Source organism: Streptomyces albidochromogenes, from assembly GCF_005981925.1.
Lineage (GTDB): Bacteria > Actinomycetota > Actinomycetes > Streptomycetales > Streptomycetaceae > Streptomyces > Streptomyces albidochromogenes.
The window spans coordinates 1-16,925 of the sequence record NZ_VBVX01000029.1; the positions used below are offsets into that span (position 1 = coordinate 1).

The 16,925-nt window shown below is 72.8% G+C and carries 19 protein-coding genes; 8 read left to right on the top strand and 11 right to left on the bottom strand.

Features of this window, described 5'->3' with window-relative positions:
• The coding region (locus E2E34_RS06280) for a hypothetical protein (protein WP_138900920.1) at positions 1 to 622 on the bottom strand (622 nt) is incomplete at its 3' end.
• A gap of 173 nt (positions 623 to 795) precedes the next feature.
• On the opposite strand from E2E34_RS06280, the gene E2E34_RS06285 reads away from it, so the two are divergent.
• From E2E34_RS06285 to E2E34_RS06295, 3 genes are read left to right on the top strand one after another with little or no spacing between them, the layout of a single operon-like run.
• Entirely contained in the window at positions 796 to 2,097 is a 1,302-nt protein-coding gene (locus E2E34_RS06285; RefSeq protein ID WP_138900921.1) for a magnesium transporter MgtE N-terminal domain-containing protein, read from the top strand.
• Positions 2,087 to 2,674, top strand: coding sequence for a DUF1003 domain-containing protein (locus E2E34_RS06290; RefSeq protein ID WP_138900922.1), 588 nt, complete (start codon positions 2,087 to 2,089; stop codon positions 2,672 to 2,674). Before E2E34_RS06285 ends, E2E34_RS06290 begins: the two co-directional genes overlap by 11 nt.
• Before the next feature lie 43 nt (positions 2,675 to 2,717).
• The gene (locus tag E2E34_RS06295) at positions 2,718 to 3,851 is read left to right on the top strand and encodes an Mrp/NBP35 family ATP-binding protein (RefSeq protein WP_138900923.1); all 1,134 of its coding nucleotides are present in this window, start codon (positions 2,718 to 2,720) and stop codon (positions 3,849 to 3,851) included.
• A gap of 110 nt (positions 3,852 to 3,961) precedes the next feature.
• Here E2E34_RS06295 and E2E34_RS06300 read toward each other — a convergent pair whose 3' ends face one another.
• From E2E34_RS06300 to sigE, 5 genes are all read right to left on the bottom strand, one after another.
• A complete protein-coding gene (locus tag E2E34_RS06300) occupies positions 3,962 to 4,642 on the bottom strand; it encodes a hypothetical protein (protein WP_138900924.1) in 681 nt (226 codons plus the stop codon).
• Between the two features lie 119 nt (positions 4,643 to 4,761).
• Positions 4,762 to 5,241: a sec-independent translocase gene (locus E2E34_RS06305; RefSeq protein WP_138900925.1), complete on the bottom strand. Its 480-nt coding sequence runs from the start codon at positions 5,239 to 5,241 to the stop codon at positions 4,762 to 4,764.
• A 152-nt stretch (positions 5,242 to 5,393) separates the two neighbouring features.
• Positions 5,394 to 7,175, bottom strand: a complete 1,782-nt coding sequence (locus E2E34_RS06310) for a trypsin-like peptidase domain-containing protein (RefSeq protein ID WP_138900926.1) — start codon at positions 7,173 to 7,175, stop codon at positions 5,394 to 5,396.
• A gap of 94 nt (positions 7,176 to 7,269) precedes the next feature.
• Positions 7,270 to 8,217 (bottom strand): anti-sigma factor family protein, encoded by a 948-nt coding sequence (locus tag E2E34_RS06315; protein ID WP_138900927.1) that lies wholly within the window; start codon positions 8,215 to 8,217, stop codon positions 7,270 to 7,272.
• Positions 8,214 to 8,984 (bottom strand): RNA polymerase sigma factor SigE, encoded by a 771-nt coding sequence (gene sigE / locus E2E34_RS06320; RefSeq protein WP_208765165.1) that lies wholly within the window; start codon positions 8,982 to 8,984, stop codon positions 8,214 to 8,216. Before sigE ends, E2E34_RS06315 begins: the two co-directional genes overlap by 4 nt.
• Before the next feature lie 139 nt (positions 8,985 to 9,123).
• Here sigE and E2E34_RS06325 point away from each other — a divergent pair, with 139 nt between their 5' ends.
• Positions 9,124 to 9,789: an O-methyltransferase gene (locus tag E2E34_RS06325; RefSeq protein WP_138900928.1), complete on the top strand. Its 666-nt coding sequence runs from the start codon at positions 9,124 to 9,126 to the stop codon at positions 9,787 to 9,789.
• 103 nt (positions 9,790 to 9,892) lie between these two features.
• On the opposite strand, the gene E2E34_RS06330 is transcribed toward E2E34_RS06325, so the two are convergent.
• Positions 9,893 to 10,060, bottom strand: a complete 168-nt coding sequence (locus E2E34_RS06330; RefSeq protein WP_003966491.1) for a DUF3117 domain-containing protein — start codon at positions 10,058 to 10,060, stop codon at positions 9,893 to 9,895.
• Between the two features lie 314 nt (positions 10,061 to 10,374).
• Between E2E34_RS06330 and chcB the strand changes: the two genes are divergently transcribed.
• Positions 10,375 to 11,175, top strand: coding sequence for a 2-cyclohexenylcarbonyl CoA isomerase (gene chcB / locus E2E34_RS06335; RefSeq protein ID WP_138900929.1), 801 nt, complete (start codon positions 10,375 to 10,377; stop codon positions 11,173 to 11,175).
• Here chcB and E2E34_RS06340 read toward each other — a convergent pair.
• Both E2E34_RS06340 and E2E34_RS06345 read right to left on the bottom strand, forming a co-directional pair.
• Positions 11,160 to 11,714: a DNA-3-methyladenine glycosylase I gene (locus E2E34_RS06340; RefSeq protein ID WP_138900952.1), complete on the bottom strand. Its 555-nt coding sequence runs from the start codon at positions 11,712 to 11,714 to the stop codon at positions 11,160 to 11,162. The genes chcB and E2E34_RS06340 overlap by 16 nt on opposite strands.
• A gap of 50 nt (positions 11,715 to 11,764) precedes the next feature.
• Positions 11,765 to 12,142, bottom strand: a complete 378-nt coding sequence (locus E2E34_RS06345; RefSeq protein WP_138900930.1) for a DivIVA domain-containing protein — start codon at positions 12,140 to 12,142, stop codon at positions 11,765 to 11,767.
• A 106-nt stretch (positions 12,143 to 12,248) separates the two neighbouring features.
• Between E2E34_RS06345 and folP the strand changes: the two genes are divergently transcribed.
• Positions 12,249 to 13,109 carry a dihydropteroate synthase gene (gene folP / locus E2E34_RS06350; protein ID WP_138900931.1) on the top strand — a complete coding sequence of 287 codons (861 nt, stop codon included), beginning with the start codon at positions 12,249 to 12,251 and terminating at the stop codon, positions 13,107 to 13,109.
• Between the two features lie 107 nt (positions 13,110 to 13,216).
• On the opposite strand, the gene E2E34_RS06355 is transcribed toward folP, so the two are convergent.
• Entirely contained in the window at positions 13,217 to 13,966 is a 750-nt protein-coding gene (locus tag E2E34_RS06355) for an LOG family protein (protein WP_138900932.1), read from the bottom strand.
• Between the two features lie 69 nt (positions 13,967 to 14,035).
• The gene (gene dapE, locus E2E34_RS06360) at positions 14,036 to 15,115 is read right to left on the bottom strand and encodes a succinyl-diaminopimelate desuccinylase (protein WP_138900933.1); all 1,080 of its coding nucleotides are present in this window, start codon (positions 15,113 to 15,115) and stop codon (positions 14,036 to 14,038) included.
• Between the two features lie 85 nt (positions 15,116 to 15,200).
• Here dapE and E2E34_RS06365 point away from each other — a divergent pair, with 85 nt between their 5' ends.
• Both E2E34_RS06365 and E2E34_RS06370 read left to right on the top strand, forming a co-directional pair.
• Positions 15,201 to 16,160 carry a heavy metal transporter gene (locus tag E2E34_RS06365; RefSeq protein ID WP_138900934.1) on the top strand — a complete coding sequence of 320 codons (960 nt, stop codon included), beginning with the start codon at positions 15,201 to 15,203 and terminating at the stop codon, positions 16,158 to 16,160.
• Positions 16,161 to 16,449: 289 nt separating this feature from the next.
• A complete protein-coding gene (locus E2E34_RS06370; protein ID WP_138897589.1) occupies positions 16,450 to 16,893 on the top strand; it encodes an ATP-binding protein in 444 nt (147 codons plus the stop codon).
• Positions 16,894 to 16,925: the final 32 nt, after the last annotated feature.

Genomic DNA, 16,925 nt, shown 5'->3' on the forward strand with positions numbered 1-16,925 from the left:
GATACGGGGTGCCGAGCAGCGACACGGCGAGCGTTCCGCCGGTGCCCTTGCCGCCGGTGACCTCGATCGTGCGGACGCCGCCGACCTTCGGCCGCTCGCCCTTGCCGAGCTTGCCGTGCAGTCCGAGCAGGCCGTCGAGCAGGACGTCCTTGTCCGTGAAGCCGCGCAGCTGGTCGTAGACCGGGTCGTCGTCGGGGACCTTGACGTACTTGTCCTCCAGCTTTCCGGCGGCCTCGTCGGACCCGGAGGGCTGCCCGCCGTTGTCCCAGAAGTCAGCGCCGGCCTTCATGAACAGTTCGTCGTCGATGCGCAGCAGCTCGAACGTGCTGCCCTTCGACGTCACCGAGCCCGTGCCGCCGTCCTCCTTGAGGCGCATGTCCAGCTTGTACGAGCGCCCCTTGCTGACGACGGTCCCCGAGAGCCGTACCGACTCCGCCTCCCGTGCCGCGTCGCGCGCCTTGGCCTCGATGGCCGGCGCCGAGAGTCTCCCCACCCCGTTGGTCCCCTTGTCCGGGTCCACCGGTTCCTCACCGCAGGCGGTGAGCACCGCGGTCAGCCCGGCGCACACGACGCCGATCAGGGCGGCCCTGCGGGCTCGGGCGGCCGGGGGAAATGCAGTCACAAGCGCACTGCCTCTCATGCGGGTGTCCGGGGTGGCAGCAGGCAGCGTACCCGTGCCGTCTACGCCGTCCGGCAGAGAGCCGTCCGGACGCCCCGTTGGAGCGGCGCCGACGGGCACGGGCTAGCCTGAACCCGTTACGGCCCCTATGCGTGCACAAAGGGAGGCGCACCCTCATGGCATCAGGCGCCCCCCGGGTCTTCGTCTCGCATCTCGCCGGAATCGCCGTCTTCGACCCGAACGGCGACCAGGTCGGCCGCGTGCGCGACCTGGTCGCGATGCTGCGCGTCGGCAGCAGGCCGCCGCGGCTGCTCGGCATGGTCGTCGAGGTGGTGAGCCGGCGCCGGATCTTCCTCCCCATGACCCGCGTGACGGGCGTCGAGTCCGGGCAGGTCATCACGACGGGCGTGGTCAACATGCGCCGCTTCGAGCAGCGCCCGACCGAGCGGCTCGTCCTCGGCGAACTGCTCGACCGCCGGGTGCGGCTCGTGGAGACCGGCGAGGAGGTCACGGTCCTCGACGTGTCGATCGTCCAGCTGCCCGCCCGCCGCGACTGGGAGATCGACAAGGTCTTCGTCCGCAAGGGCAAGGGCGGCGCGCTGCGGCGGCGCGGGGAGACGCTCACCGTCGAGTGGTCCGCCGTCACCGGCTTCTCCCTGGAGGAGCACGGGCAGGGCGCGGAGAGCCTCCTGGCCACCTTCGAGCAGCTGCGCCCCGCCGACCTGGCCAACGCCCTGCACCACCTGACGCCCAAGCGCCGCGCCGAGGTGGCCGCGGCTCTGGACGACGACCGGCTCGCCGACGTACTGGAGGAGCTGCCCGACGACGACCAGGTGGAGATCCTCGGCAAGCTCAAGGAGGAGCGGGCGGCCGACGTCCTGGAGGCGATGGACCCGGACGACGCCGCCGACCTGCTGTCCGAGCTGCCCGAGGAGGACAAGGAGCGGCTGCTGATGCTGATGCGGCCGGACGACGCGGCCGACGTACGGCGCCTCCTGGCGTACGAGGAGCGGACGGCCGGCGGTCTGATGACGACCGAGCCGATCGTGCTGCGGCCCGACGCGACGGTCGCGGACGCCCTGGCCCGCGTCCGGCAGCAGGACCTGTCCCCCGCCCTGGCCGCGCAGGTGTACGTCTGCCGCCCGCCGGACGAGACGCCGACGGGCAAGTACCTCGGGACGGTGCACTTCCAGCGGATGCTGCGCGAGCCGCCGGGGACGCTGGTCGGCTCGGTCGTGGAGTCCGACCTGCCGCCGCTGTCGCCCGGCACGCCGCTGCCCGCGGTGACGAGCTACCTGGCGGCGTACAACATGGTCTCCGCCCCGGTCGTGGACGAGAGCGGCTCGCTGCTCGGTGCGGTGACGGTCGACGACGTGCTCGACCACCTGCTGCCCGACGACTGGCGCGAGACGGAGTTCCACGACCCGCCGCAGACGCCGGGGTCGCTGTCGGACGGGGAGGCCGTCCGTGGGTACTGACCGGGGCGCCGAGGCGAGGGAGCGCGGGCGCGGCGCGACGGGCGCGAGCGCGCTTCCGCGCGCCTCCCGGGTGCGCCTCGACCAGCCGAGGCCGGCGCGCAAGCGGCTGCTGCCGGAGTACGACCCGGAGGCGTTCGGCCGGTTCTCGGAGCGGATCGCGCGCTTCCTGGGCACGGGGCGCTTCCTGGTCTGGATGACCCTGACCATCACCCTGTGGGTGGTCTGGAACATCTTCGCGCCGCCCGCCCTGCGCTGGGACGAGTACCCGTTCATCTTCCTGACGCTGATGCTGTCTCTCCAGGCGTCGTACGCCGCTCCGCTGATCCTCCTCGCGCAGAACCGCCAGGACGACCGCGACCGGGTCACCCACGAGCAGGACCGCAAGCAGAACGAGCGGTCCATCGCGGACACCGAGTACCTCACGCGGGAGATCGCGGCGCTGCGGATGGGCCTCGGCGAGGTCGCCACCCGCGACTGGATCCGCTCCGAGTTCGCGGACCTGGTCAAGGAGCTGGAGGAGCGGCGCTCCCTATTCCCGCCGGAAGCGCCTTCCGAGAGTGACGAATCCGACCGCTGACAGGGCTTTCCCGGGGCGGCGGTACGCGCCGTACCATCACGGTATGGCTATGGAAGACGCGGTGCGCGAAGCACTGGCGACGGTGAACGACCCCGAGATCCACAAACCGATCACTGAACTCGGCATGGTCAAATCGGTTGAGATCGGGGCGGACGGCGCGGTTGCCGTCACGGTCTATCTCACCGTCTCCGGCTGCCCGATGCGCGAAACGATCACCACCAACGTACGGGAGGCGGTCGAGCGCGTCGAGGGTGTGACGAGCGTCTCCGTCGAGCTCGACGTGATGAGCGACGAGCAGCGCAAGGAACTGGCGGGCGCGCTGCGCGGCGGCACCGCCGAGCGCGAGGTGCCCTTCGCCCAGCCCGGTTCGCTGACGCGGGTGTACGCGGTGGCGTCCGGCAAGGGCGGCGTGGGCAAGTCCTCGGTCACCGTCAACCTGGCCGCGGCGATGGCGGCGGACGGGCTGAAGGTCGGCGTCGTCGACGCGGACATCTACGGACACAGCGTGCCGCGCATGCTGGGCGTGGACGGCAGGCCCACCCAGGTCGAGAACATGATCATGCCGCCGTCGGCGCACGGTGTGAAGGTCATCTCCATCGGCATGTTCACGCCGGGCAACGCGCCCGTGGTGTGGCGCGGTCCGATGCTGCACCGGGCCCTTCAGCAGTTCCTCGCGGACGTGTACTGGGGCGACCTGGACGTCCTGCTCCTCGACCTGCCGCCGGGCACCGGCGACATCGCCATCTCGGTCGCGCAGCTCGTGCCGAACGCGGAGATCCTGGTGGTGACGACGCCTCAGCAGGCCGCCGCCGAGGTTGCCGAGCGGGCCGGCTCCATCGCCGTGCAGACCCACCAGAAGATCGTCGGCGTCGTCGAGAACATGTCGGGCCTGCCGTGCCCGCACTGCGACGAGATGGTCGACGTCTTCGGCACCGGCGGTGGCCAGAAGGTCGCCGAGGGCCTCACGAAGACGACCGGCGCCAACGTGCCGGTGCTGGGCTCCATCCCCATCGACGTCCGGCTGCGGGAGGGCGGCGACGAGGGCAAGCCCGTGGTGCTGAGCGACCCGGACTCGCCGGCCGGCGCCGCGCTGCGCACGATCGCGGGCAAGCTGGGCGGCCGCGCGCGCGGTCTGTCGGGCATGTCGCTGGGCATCACCCCGCGCAACAAGTTCTGAGGTGACCCGGTCCGCCACGCTCCGTGCGGCGGACCGGACACGGGCACCCGGAGGGGGCGCCGCTCCGAGTGAGCGGCGCCCCCTTCTCCGTGGCGTCGTGCGACGGGTGGTCAGCCCTGGTCGTACGCCGTGATGTCCTTGATCACCGAGAAGCCGAGGCCGTAGGCGCTCATGCCGCGCCCGTACGCCCCGAGGATCACGCCGCCCTCCCCGGCGCCCGCGAGCACCCAGCCGTACTCGGACTCGCGGTAGTGGAAGGACGCCGGTACGCCGTCCACCGGCAGCGACAGCGTCGACCAGGCCGGGCCCGACAGGTCGTCGGCCAGCTCGAAGGCCGTCTCGGTCTGCTGGTCCAGCCAGTCGTCGCGCAGCGAGTGGTCGAGCTGGGCGGGCCAGGTCGCCGACAGCAGGCCCGAACCGGCCAGCCAGGCGGCGGAGGAGACCGACGTGGCCTCCAGGACGCCCGTACCGTCACCGCTGCGCCGCACGGGGCTGCTGGCGACGGTGACGACGACCGCGAAGCGCTCCTTCTCCTCCGCCTCGTCGGTGATGGGCCGTATCGTCGGCTCCTCGCCGTGCCCCGTGGAACCGTGCTGCACCGTGCCGTCCGCCGCCGTGCCGACCTGCATCAGCCAGCGGGGTCCGGTGAACGCGTCGTCCAGTCCGTACCAGGGGAAGGGGGCGCGCAGATAGCCGTCGACCGTACGCCGGGCTGCTGGCACCCCCTCCGCTGTGGACGTGCTGGGCGCGAGGGATGCTCCCTGCGCTCCGACCCGACTCGTGGTCTCCATCTGTCCGGCCGCCTCCTTGATCCGTGGCGTCCGGACACGGCCCGCCCCCCTCGGGCGTCCTCACATCCGGACAGATGGAGGATAGCCACCTTGGTGCGGCTCGTCGGGAAGGGCGGGGTTCAGGTGGCGTCGGCGTCGAACGGCGGGCGCTCGCTCCGAGCAGGCGTTTCGCTCTTCTTGAGCAGGTCGGGGGTGCCCGTGGGGTCCTTCGACAGGTTCGCCTTGCCGGCGGAACCGGCGGCGCCGTTCGCCGGGCCGGACGACGTGGAGCGCTCGCGTCCGTTCACGGCGTCCGCGACCTCCGCCATCTCGCTCTTGAGGTCGAAGCTGCTGCGGATCTCCTTGAGACCGAGGTCGTCGTTCTCCATGAGCTGCTTGCGGACGAACGTCTTCGGATTCAGGTCCTCGAAGTCGAAGTCCTTGAACTCGGGGCCCAGCTCTGAGCGGATGTCCTGCTTGGCGCTCTCGGAGAACTCGCGGATCTTGCGGATCATGGCCGAGGCGTCCTGGACGAGCTTCGGCAGCTTGTCCGGCCCGAACACGAGCACGGCGAGGACCACGAGCGTCACCAGCTCGAGTGCGCCTATGTCACTGAACACCTTGTTGCTCCTTGGGTTCTCCGCGCCCGCAGGTGGGGTGGGCCTCCCCCCGCCGCAGGCAGAGGACCGGTCCGGGCCCGGTCCACGGTACCCGCCCAATCTGTCCGGACGGTACCTTCACGTAACACTCGTGTGGATGCCCGGCCCCGTACTCAGTCGCTGTCGGCCGATCCGAGGGTCACGGCGACCTTCCGTGCCGTCCCCGAGCGCACCACGGTCAGTTCCAGCCGGTCGCCGGGGCGGTGGGCGCGGATCTTGACGATCAGCTCCTGGCCGTTGTGCACCTTCTGGCCGTTGACCTCGGTGATGACGTCGCGGGGCCGGATTCCGGCGCGGGCACCGGGGCCGCCGGGTGTCACCGCCGGGCCGTCGGCGCCCTTGGTGCCGACGCGGGCGCCGTCGCCGGTGAACTTCATGTCGAGGGTGACGCCGATGACCGGGTGGGTCGCCCTGCCGGTGTTGATGAGCTCCTCGGCGACGCGCTTGCCCTGGTTGATGGGGATCGCGAAGCCCAGGCCGATGCTGCCGCCCTGGCTGCCTTCCAGGCCGGCGGTGTTGTCCGCCGCGCGTATGGCGCTGTTGATGCCGATGACGCGGGCCTGGGCGTCCACCAGCGGACCGCCCGAGTTGCCCGGGTTTATCGGGGCGTCGGTCTGGAGCGCGTTGACATAGCTGACGTCGCTGCCGTCGCCCTTCTCACCGCCCGCGGTGATGGGGCGCTCCTTGGCGCTGATGATGCCGGAGGTGACCGTGTTCTGGAGGTCGAACGGCGCGCCGATGGCCACCACCGGGTCGCCCACCTGGACGTTCTCGGAGTTGCCCAGGGGCAGCGGCTTGAGCCCGTCGACCCCGAGGACGCGGACGACCGCGAGGTCGTAACCGCTGTCCTTGCCGACGAGCTTCGCCTTCGCGGTCTGGCCGCCGCTGAAGGTGATGTTGATGGTGCCGTCGGCTCCGGCGGGCTCCACCACGTGGTCGTTGGTCAGGATGTGACCCTTGGCGTCGAGCACGAAGCCGGTGCCCGTGCCCTGTTCGCCGACGCCACTGACGTGCAAGGTCACGACGCTGGGCAGGGCGCTGGCCGCGATGCCCGCGACGCTGTCGGGCGCGCGGCCCTTGCCGTCCTGCGGCCCGGCCTGGGGCAGTTCGACGCGGGTGATGCCGCCGTTGCGTTCGACGTAGGCCCCGACGCCGCCGCCGACGCCGCCCGCGACCAGGGCGACCAACAGCGCCCCGACGAGCAGGGTGCCCCGGCGGGTCTTCTTCGGCCGGGCGGGGCCCGCCGGTTCGCCCGGGTGGGTCAGCGGCTGCTGGGGGGCGCCCCAGGGGTCGTACTGGAGCCACTGCGAGGGCTGGTGGGGCCGGGGGTGGGGCTCGTGCTGGTGGCGGTGCTGATGTGACGGCGCCGTGGGGATGCCGGCGCCGTTCGTCGTGGGCCCGGCGGGCGCGCCGGGTGCTCCCGGCGGTACGAACGTGCCCTGCGGCGGGGTCGGGACCGGCCGCTGCACCGGCGGCGCGGGAGCCCAGGGCCCCGGGCCCCCGTACGGCGGTGTCGCGTACGGATCGGGCGCGTGCAGCGGCTGCGGACGCCGCTGCCGGTCGGCCGGCCCGGCATCGGCGGGCCCGGCGTCGGCCGGCCCGGTCGGCGCGGACCCGACCGACGCGGGCGCGTCCTCGGCGGGCGACGGCGCGGGTACGGCTGCGGCGGGCGCGTCCTCGGCGGGCGACGGCGCGGGTACGGCTGCGGCGGGCGCGTCCTCGGCGGGCGACGGCGCGGCTGCGGGCGCCGACGGCTCGCGCTCGGCGGCTTCGACGGCCCGGGGCTCCTCGGCAGGCGTCGCCGACGCTGCCTCCGCCCGCTCCGGTGCCCCCTGGGCCGGCTCGGGCCGGCTCCACCACTTCGCCTTCGGACCGGTGGGCGTGCCCTCGTTCATGCTCTCCCCGCAACCCCACGTGCACGCCCGCAGGGCCGTGCCACTTCGTTGTCCGTGCCCCTCGCGGGGCACCCCTCCCGAGATTCAACCAGCCTCAGGGGGAAACGGGCAGCCCGGGAGCCGACGGAGTCGCCGGGCGGAGCGGCGACGGCGCCGCGCTCACCGCCGGGCGGTGTCCGGGGTCGTACGCGAGCGACAGCGCGGAGCCCGAGCGCCGTATCAGCGGCAGCGGGACCTCACCGGTGAGCGCGGGCGCCGAGAAGGGCTGCGTCAGGGAAAGCCCCTGCGCGCCGCCCCGCCCCGGTCCCGCTCCGAAGAGCCGGGCCGGTACGGCGTCGTTCGCGCCGGCGCCGGCCGTGGCGCTCGCGGCGACGAGACCGTGACTCTTGCTGGTCGTACGGCGTCGGGTCTCGGTGGCGGCGCCGCTCGGGCCCGCCACGCGCAGCGGCGTGACGCTGTTGCCGGAGCCGCCCCGCGCGGTGGTCTCCCCCGCCGAACCGACCGGCATGGCGCCGCCGAGCGCGAACGCGGCGAGCGAGACGGCGCTCGCGGCCGCGAAGGCCAGCCGCCTCCCGCGCCCGCCCGAACGCTCCGCCTCCGCGCGGCCCACGTCATGGATCCGGAAGCCACGGCCGGGCGCGCCGGGAAGCACGCCGGTGTGCCCGGGGGCCGGGGTGTAGCCGAAGTCGAAGGTGCTGCCGGGCCGGCCGGGTCTCCCTCTCGAGGTGTCCGCGCCGAAGACTCCGTGTCCGAAGCCTCCTTGTCCGAACGGCCTCGGGTCGTCGCCGTCGTCGCCCCCCGGGCCGCCGCCGGGCAGCCCCTGGAGACGGGCGAGCAGGCCCTCGGACGGCGGTGGCGGTGCGGCGGTGGAGAAGACGCTCTTCAGACGGCGCTGGGCGTCGGCCTCGGCCTTGCACTTGGCGCAGGTCGCCAGGTGCGACAGGACACGCTCGCGGACGTCGTGGCTCAGCTCGCCGTCCACCAGGGCGGCCAGCCGGTCCCCGAGGTGCTGCTCGGCGGAGGTCGGTCGGGTGCCACTCACTCGGCTCCGCCCTCTCCGCCCACCGCGGACACGCCGGTGCCGACGCTCGCGAACGAGCGCTGCTCGGCACGCGCCTCGGGAGACCGGTGCTGGAGAGCCTTGCGCAGGTGGGAGCGGCCGCGGTGGATGCGACTGCGGACGGTTCCGAGCTTGACCCCGAGCGTCGCGGCGATCTCCTCGTACGACAGGCCCTCGATGTCGCAGAGCACGACCGCCGCACGGAACTCGGGCGCGAGCGTGTCCAGTGCCTGCTGCACGTCCGCGTCGAAGTGGGTGTCGTTGAAGACCTGCTGCGGGGACGGCTCTCTGCTCGGCAGCCGCTCGGCCGCGTCGTCGCCGAGCGCGTCGAAGCGGATGCGCTGCTTGCGGCGGACCATGTCCAGGAACAGGTTCGTCGTGATGCGGTGCAGCCAGCCCTCGAACGTGCCGGGCGTGTATGTCGACAGCGAGCGGAAGACGCGGACGAAGACCTCCTGGGTGAGGTCCTCGGCGTCGTGCTGATTACCGGTCAGGCGGTAGGCGAGGCGGTAGACGCGACCACTGTGCGTGCTGACGATCTCCTCCCAGGTGGGGGGAGTCCACGCCTGAGATTCCGCATCTGAGGCGAAGGTCGCGGTCTGCGCGGAAGGTGTGCGGTCAGCAATGTCGGTCACGGATTTCGGCTCACCCGCCGACCTGAGAAAGCGCCGCAGCACTCCTCCCCGATCCACAGGCGCAGCCGCACCTCCCCTATCGGCTCTGGTGGTGTCCAGTGGAGCCCCTACCATAGCCACCTCGCCCGTTAGCTCCGGATAAGCGTCTTTACGTGAATTTGGAACCTTGCGGTCCTGGTCCATGTCTCCCCCTGCTCCCTTTCAACGCCCGGTCCCATCTGCGGGTTCCCGACGCCAGCGGATACAGTCACGGTTGCGCCAACTACGGGGACAGGAGAGGGCCATTACCGCCAACCGGCAGACGAACTGGGCGTTCGCCGACGCCTATGTCGCCGAGGACGAAGCCCTGCACTGGGCGCGCGATCGGGCCCGGGAGGCAGGACTGCGCGCGGTGTCGCCCGGAACAGGGGCCGCGCTGCGGCTCCTCGCCGCGACCGCCGACGCCAAGGCGGTGGCCGAGATCGGTACCGGCACCGGCGTCTCGGGCATCTATCTGCTCAACGGGATGCGGCCCGACGGCGTACTCACCACCGTCGACCCGGAGCCGGAGTGGCAGCAGTTCGCCCGTGAGGCGTTCCGCGCCGCCGGTTACGCGGCGAACCGCTCGCGGTTCATCCCCGGGCCCGCCCTCGACGTACTGCCCCGCCTCGCCGACGGCGGCTACGACCTGGTGTTCTGCGACGGCGACCGGCTTGAGTGCATGGACTATCTCGCTGAATCGTTGCGCCTGTTGCGGCCCGGCGGAATCGTCGTTTTCGAGGGCGTTTTCGCCGACGGCCGCACCGTCGATTCGGCGGCGCAGCCCGCGGAGGTGCTGCGCCTGCGGGAGCTGTTGCGCGAGGTGCGTGAGAGCCACCGGCTCGTCCCCACGCTGCTCCCGGTGGGCGACGGACTGCTCTGCGCGGTACGCCGAGGCTGATCCGCCGCCGGCGGTCGGCGGCGAGCGGCCCGCCCCCGCACACAGCACTGCCCCGGCACGCTTGCGGCGTACCGGGGCAGTGAAAAGTTCGGGCGCTTCCGCGTCAGCCGACGACCTTCTTCAGAGCGTCGCCGAGCGCATCGGCCTCATCCGGAGTCAGCTCGACGACAAGTCGTCCGCCGCCTTCGAGCGGAACGCGCATGACGATGCCCCGCCCCTCCTTGGTCACCTCGAGCGGGCCGTCGCCCGTTCGCGGCTTCATGGCCGCCATGCTCGTTCCCCTTCCTGAAACCAGCTCATCGCAGCCGGCGGCCCCGTGTCGGGCAGCTGTGTCACCGGCATCGAACACATTGCTTCCAGGTCATTATCCCGCATGGCGGGACCCAATGACCAACATCGCTCGGCATCGCTTGTGCAACGCGCTCTCTCAAAACCACTCAATTCGGCGGTCCGCCTGCGATACTTCGCCGCCCACAGCCGCCGGGCGACCTCACATTGTTAGACGCAGGTCACATGTGCAGCCCCGGTGATCTCCGCCATGCTGATCTGGACATGCCTGCCCGAGCCGCAAAAGGGGACACACCGATGGCCGACACCGTGCTCTACGAGGTGACCGACGGACTCGCGACGATCACGATCAATCGTCCCGACGCCATGAACGCCATGAACACCGAGGCCAAGGTCGCCCTGAGGGACGCGGTGCAGGCCGCGGCGGCCGACGGGGCGGTACGGGCGGTCCTGCTGACCGCCGCCGGCCGGGCGTTCTGCGTGGGCCAGGACCTCAAGGAGCACATCGCCACGCTCGCCGCCGACCGCGAGACGGGCTCGGGCCAGACCATGAGCACCGTGCGCGAGCACTACAACCCCATCGTGCGGGCCCTGACGGAGATGCCGAAGCCGGTCGTCGCCGGGGTCAACGGCGTCGCCGCCGGAGCGGGCGCGGGCTTCGCGTTCGCCGCCGACTACCGGGTCGTCGCCGACACGGCCGCCTTCAACACCTCCTTCGCTGGGGTCGCCCTGACCGCCGACTCGGGCGTCTCGTGGACCCTGCCGCGCCTGATCGGCCAGAGCCGCGCCTCGGACCTGCTGCTCTTCCCGCGCTCGATCTCCGCGCAGGAGGCCCACGACCTCGGCATCGCGAACAAGCTGGTGCCCGCGGCCGACCTGGCCGCCGAGGCCGAGGCCGTCGCCCGCACGCTGGCCGCCGGCCCCACGCTCGCGTACGCCGCGCTGAAGGAGTCCATGGCGTACGGCGCGGGCCACACCCTGGTCGAGACCCTGGAGAAGGAGGAGGAGCTCCAGGCCCGGGCGGGCGCGTCGGAGGACCACTCCATCGCGGTCCAGGCGTTCATCGCCAAGGAGAAGCCGCGCTATCTGGGGCGCTGAGGCCCCGGGGAGCCCCCGCCGCGCGCCACGCACCGGTCGAGGTGATCGTCGACCAGACCGCACGCCTGCATCAGGGCGTACGCGGTCGTCGGGCCGACGAAACGGATGCCGCGCTTCTTGAGCGCCTTGGACAGGGCGACGGACTCCGCGGTGGTCGCGGGAACGTCCGAGATCGTCTGCGGGGCCGGGCGCGTCGCGGGGTCCGGCGCGTACGACCAGACGAGGGCGTCCAGCTCGCCGGCCTGCCAGCCGGCGAGCGTCCTGGCGTTGGCGAGGGTCGCCTCGATCTTGGCGCGGTTGCGGATGATCCCGGGGTCCGCGAGCAGGCGCGCGGCGTCCTCATCGGTGAAGGCGGCCACCGACGCGATCCGGAAACCGGCGAAGGCGGCCCGGAAGCCCTCGCGGCGGCGCAGGATCGTCAGCCAGGAGAGCCCGGACTGGAACGCCTCCAGGCACAGCCGTTCGTACAGGGCGTCGTCGCCGTGGACCGGGCGGCCCCACTCGCCGTCGTGGTACGCGACGTACTCCTCGGTCGCCATGCCCCACGGGCAGCGCAGGCCGCCGTCCGGGCCCGGCTCGACTCCGCCGATCACAGCCGCGGCTCCTCGCCCGGCGCGTCGCGCGGGGCGTCCTTGAACAGGTCCGCACCGCCGACGGCTCTGGCCTGGACGCCGGCCAGCGCGGCCTCCAGCTCCGCGATCCGCGCGTCCCGCTCGGCCAGCTCGGCGCCGAGCCGGCCGAGCACGTCGTCCACCTCGCTCATCCGGTAACCGCGCGGGGCCAGTGGCAGGCGCAGCGCCTCGACGTCGGCACGGCCCACCGGGCGTGTCGCGGGCAGCGGGTCCACCAGCCGGTCGGGCGCGGCGTCCGGCAGCATGCCGCCGCTGTCGTCGCCGCCTCCGCCGATCACGGCGAGGGTGACCGCGGCGACCACGACGACCATCGCCACCACCAAGAACAAGAACACGAGCGTCTCCCCGGGCCACGCGCGAAGCGGAATCTGTCCGGTGCCGATCGTGCCATGCGGCACCGACAGTTAAGGTCGCAGGCGACCGACGCGAGGAGGAAACACGGTGCTCAGGCTGGGACGGCGCGAGTTCGCAGCGCACGAGCCGGTGATCATGGCGATCGTGAACCGGACCCCTGATTCGTTCTACGACCAGGGTGCGACGTTCCACGACGAGCCCGCGCTCGCCCGCGTCGAGCAGGCGGTCGCGCAGGGCGCCGCCGTCATCGACATCGGCGGGGTGAAGGCCGGCCCCGGCGAAGAGGTGAGCGCGGCCGAGGAGGCGCGGCGCACCGTCGGGTTCGTGGCCGAGGTCCGCCGGCGCCACCCGGACGTGGTGATCAGCGTCGACACGTGGCGGCACGAGGTGGGCGAGGCGGTCTGCGAGGCGGGGGCGGACCTGCTGAACGACGCGTGGGGCGGCGTGGATCCGCGGCTGGCCGAGGTGGCGGCCCGTTACGACGTGGGCCTGGTGTGCACGCACGCGGGCGGCGCGGAGCCCCGGACGCGGCCGCACCGGATCACGTACGACGACGTGATGGCGGACATCCTCGACGTGACCGTCGGTCTGGCGGAGCGCGCGCGGAAGCTGGGCGTGCGGCGCGACGCGATCCTGATCGACCCGGGGCACGACTTCGGGAAGAACACCCGGCACAGCCTGGAGGCGACGCGGCGGCTGGGCGAGATGGTCGAGACGGGCTGGCCGGTGCTGGTCTCGCTGTCCAACAAGGACTTCGTGGGCGAGACGCTCGACCGGCCGGTGAAGGACCGGCTCGTCGGCACGCTCGCCACCACGGCGGTGTCGGCGTGGCTGGGGGCCCAGGTCTACCGCGTGCACGAGGTGGCGGAGACGCGGCAGGTCCTCGACATGGTGGCGTCGATCGCGGGCCACCGGCCGCCGGCGGTCGCCCGGCGCGGGCTGGCCTGACGGACACGGGGGCGGCCGAGGCCGCCGGGGGCTCGTCGTGGCGGCGGCGCGCGGGGCCCCCACCCGCCCTCCGGGCGGGCGAAGGGCCCCGCGCGGCCGCTACGGGGTCACCGCTCCGACTCCTTCGACACCAGAGCCACCGCTTCCTCCACGCTGTCCGTGACGTGGAACAGCAGCAGGTCCCTCTCCGACGCCTTGCCCTGCGCGATCACGGTGTCGCGCAGCCAGTCGACCAGGCCGCCCCAGTACGCCGTACCGAAGAGCACGATCGGGAAGCGCGTGACCTTGCGGGTCTGGACCAGCGTCAGGGCTTCGAAGAGCTCGTCCAGGGTGCCGAGGCCGCCCGGCAGGACCACGAAGCCGTGCGCGTACTTCACGAACATGATCTTGCGGACGAAGAAGTAGCGGAAGTTGACGCCGATGTCGACGTGCGGGTTGATGCCCTGCTCGTAGGGCAGCTCGATGCCGAGGCCGACCGAGATGCCACCGGCGTCCCGCGCGCCCTTGTTCGCCGCCTCCATCGCGCCCGGACCGCCGCCCGTGATCACCGCGAACCCGGCTTCCGCCAGCGCCCGGCCGAGCTCCACTCCCGCCGCGTAGTCCGGCGTGCCGGCCGGTGTGCGGGCCGAGCCGAAGACGCTGATGGCGGGCGGCAGTTCGGCGAGGGCGCCGAAGCCGTCCACCAGCTCGGCCTGCATCCGCATGACCCGCCACGGGTCGGTGTGCACCCACCCGGTGTCGCCGTCCGAGTCCAGCAGTCGCTGGTCGGTCGTGCCCGGCTGGATCTGGTCGCCGCGGCGCACCACTGGTCCCAGACGCTGCTCTTCCGGGACGCGCTCCTCTTCAGGAATCGCCATGCCGTACTCCCTCCGCTGCCGAACATTGTCCGGTCAGCGTAGGTCCACACACGTGACGAACAGTGAAATTCAGGCAGTCAGCCAGGCGCGAAGTCGCTCCTCGCAGTGCGTGATCCGCTCGACGGCCACGTGCTCGTCGCGCTTGTGGGCGAAAAGGGCGTCACCGGGGCCGTAGTTGACCGCGGGCACTCCGAGCGCGCTGAACCGCGAGACGTCCGTCCAGCCGAACTTGGGCCGCGCCGTGCCGCCCACCGCCGCCATGAACGCCGCGGCGGCCGGGTGCGAGAGGCCGGGCAGGGCCGCCCCGGAGTGGTCGTCCACGACGAACTCCGCGATGTCGCAGTCCGCGAAGACCTCGCGCACGTGCGCGAGCGCCTCCTGCTCGGTGCGGTCCGGCGCGTAACGGAAGTTGACCGTCACCGTGCACGCGTCGGGGATCACGTTGCCGGCGACGCCGCCCTCGATCGCGACGGCGTTGAGCCCCTCGTGGTACTCGAGACCGTCGATCACGGGCCGCCTCGGCTCGTACGACGCCAGCCTGGCCAGGATCGGCGCCGCCGAGTGGATCGCGTTGGACCCCATCCAGCTGCGCGCGGAGTGGGCCCGCTCCCCCGCCGTGCGCAGCAGCACCCGCAGCGTGCCCTGGCAGCCGCCCTCGACCTGCGCGTCGGACGGTTCGAGGAGTACGGCGAAGTCGCCCGCCAGCCAGTCGGGGTGCGCGTCGGCGACGTGCCCGAGGCCGTTCAGGTGCGCGGCGACCTCTTCGTTGTCGTAGAAGACGAAGGTCAGGTCCCGGTTGGGCGCGGGAACGGTGGCGGCGATGCGCAGCTGCACGGCGACCCCGGACTTCATGTCGCTCGTGCCGCAGCCCCACAGGACGCCGTTGCCGTCCAGCCGGGAGGGCACGTTGTCGGCGATCGGCACGGTGTCGATGTGCCCGGCCAGCACGACCCGCTCGGCGCGCCCCAGGTGCGTGCGGGCCACCACGTTGTTGCCGTGCCGGTCGACGGTCAGGTGCGGCAGGGCGCGCAGCGCCTCCTCGATGGCGTCGGCGAGGGCTTTCTCGTCGCCGCTCACCGACGGGAAGTCGACCAGGCGGGCGGTCAGCTCGGGGGCGTCCAGGGAGAGGTCAAGCGGTGTTTCGGCCATGCACCCGAGCCTAGCGGGCACTGGCCGGAGCACGCCGGGTCGTCCGCCGGGAAGGGCGAAAACCGCCTCCAGTACCTTAGGCAGCGTGCCTGAGTCCACCACTTCCACCACTCGCGGCCGCGTCCTGCGCATAGCGGCGGGCCTCGCCGTGCTGCTCGCGCTGGCCGGGTATCTGGTGGCGCAGTACGTGACGGGCGGCGCGGGGGCGCCGCGCTGCACCGTGCGCTCCGCCGAGGGCGACGGGGCGACGTACGAGCTCAGTCCGGAGCAGGCCGTGAACGCCGCGACGATCTCCGCCGTGGGCACCTCGCGCGGGCTGCCGGAGCGGGCGGTGACGATCGCGCTCGCGACCGCGCTCCAGGAGTCGGCGCTGCGCAACATCAAGTACGGCGACCGCGACTCGCTCGGGCTCTTCCAGCAGCGGCCCTCGCAGGGCTGGGGCACCCCCCGGCAGATCCTCGACCCCGGATACGCGTCCGAGAGGTTCTACGAGCACCTGGAGAAGGTCCCCGGCTACTCGCGGCTGCCGCTGACCGTCGCCGCCCAGCGCGTCCAGCGCAGCGGTTTCCCGCAGGCGTACGCGAAGCACGAGCCGGACGCGGCGCTGCTGGCCGCCGCGCTCACCGGCCGCGCGCCCGCCTCGCTGACCTGCTCGGGGCCGCGCGACGCCGAGCCGGGCAAGCCGGCCGACGTACGGGCCGCGCTGGTACGGGACTTCGGGCCCGACGTACTCCCCAAGGCGCAGGCCGGCGGATCCCGGGACAAGGCGGGCGCGGCGGGCGCCGGCGCGAGGCTCGGCGGCACTCCCGCGGCGGCCACCGTGACCGTGCCGGTCCCGGCGCAGGCGGCCGGCGCGCGGGGGGCCGCCGGCGACCGGCGCGGCTGGGAGCTCGCGCACTGGGCCGTCGCCCACGCCGCCGAGCTGCGCATCGAACGGGTCGCGTACGCCGGCCGCGCCTGGACCACCGGGGACGCCCGCAGGACGTGGCACTCCGGCGACGCGCGCAACGGCTCCGGAGAGGTCCTGATCACCACCGCGCAGTAGTGCGGGCGATCACTCGAAAGCGGTAAGCGGGCCCCTCCGCGGCAGGGGTGCGCACGCACCTGCGGGCCGTCACCCCCGCACTCCCCGATTCCCCGGAGAACAAAGGGCGGCCGCGCTCGGACGCCCCTGCGCGGGGCGGGATGTTTGCCCGGGTTCATCCGGAGCCGATAATGCGACGCATTGCAAACTCTTTACCTTGGTGCACCGCAACCTCCCCCGCCCTCCGAGCGGTTGTCACGGCGTCTGATCGTCGGACAGACCGTCTCGACTCTCCCGTCTAAGGAGCACCATGTCTCTCCCCCTGACCCGTCGGATCGCCCGCGCCGCTCTGCTCATCGCGGCCGGCGCAGCCCCCGTGGTCGGTGCGGCCGGCTCCGCGAGCGCCGCTGACCTCCCCGCCGCCCCCAACCTGGGCGGCCTGACCGCCCTGGACGGCGCCGGGCTCGGCGACTCCGTCGACAGCGCGGCGCAGAAGGGCTCCAAGACTGCGGGCGACACCGGCAGCAAGGCCGTCAAGACGGCCGTCCCGGCCGCCGGCAAGACCGTCGGCAAGGCCGGCAAGACCGCCACCCCCGCCGCGCAGAAGGCGGCCGGTGACGTCGCCGGCAGCGCCGGTGAGGTCCTCGGCGACACCACCAAGACGGCGGGCGGCGGCCTGCCCGCCGCCGACGCGCTGCCCACCAGCGGCCTGCCGACCAGCTCCCTGCCCAGCACGGGTCTGCCGCTCGGCTAGTCCGTACGCACGTGAAGAGGGGCCCCGGGGAG

What these genes read in the sequence shown, in the direction of transcription:
- E2E34_RS06285 (WP_138900921.1), top strand. Translation starts at nt 796, where the DNA reads ATGGCATCAGGCGCCCCCCGGGTCTTCGTCTCGCATCTCGCCGGAATC.
- E2E34_RS06295 (WP_138900923.1), top strand. Translation starts at nt 2,718, where the DNA reads ATGGCTATGGAAGACGCGGTGCGCGAAGCACTGGCGACGGTGAACGAC.
- E2E34_RS06300 (WP_138900924.1), bottom strand. Translation starts at nt 4,642, where the DNA reads ATGGAGACCACGAGTCGGGTCGGAGCGCAGGGAGCATCCCTCGCGCCC.
- E2E34_RS06310 (WP_138900926.1), bottom strand. Translation starts at nt 7,175, where the DNA reads ATGAACGAGGGCACGCCCACCGGTCCGAAGGCGAAGTGGTGGAGCCGG.
- sigE (WP_208765165.1), bottom strand. Translation starts at nt 8,984, where the DNA reads ATGGTAGGGGCTCCACTGGACACCACCAGAGCCGATAGGGGAGGTGCG.
- E2E34_RS06330 (WP_003966491.1), bottom strand. Translation starts at nt 10,060, where the DNA reads ATGGCGGCCATGAAGCCGCGAACGGGCGACGGCCCGCTCGAGGTGACC.
- chcB (WP_138900929.1), top strand. Translation starts at nt 10,375, where the DNA reads ATGGCCGACACCGTGCTCTACGAGGTGACCGACGGACTCGCGACGATC.
- E2E34_RS06340 (WP_138900952.1), bottom strand. Translation starts at nt 11,714, where the DNA reads ATGGCGACCGAGGAGTACGTCGCGTACCACGACGGCGAGTGGGGCCGC.
- E2E34_RS06355 (WP_138900932.1), bottom strand. Translation starts at nt 13,966, where the DNA reads ATGGCGATTCCTGAAGAGGAGCGCGTCCCGGAAGAGCAGCGTCTGGGA.
- dapE (WP_138900933.1), bottom strand. Translation starts at nt 15,115, where the DNA reads ATGGCCGAAACACCGCTTGACCTCTCCCTGGACGCCCCCGAGCTGACC.
- E2E34_RS06370 (WP_138897589.1), top strand. Translation starts at nt 16,450, where the DNA reads ATGTCTCTCCCCCTGACCCGTCGGATCGCCCGCGCCGCTCTGCTCATC.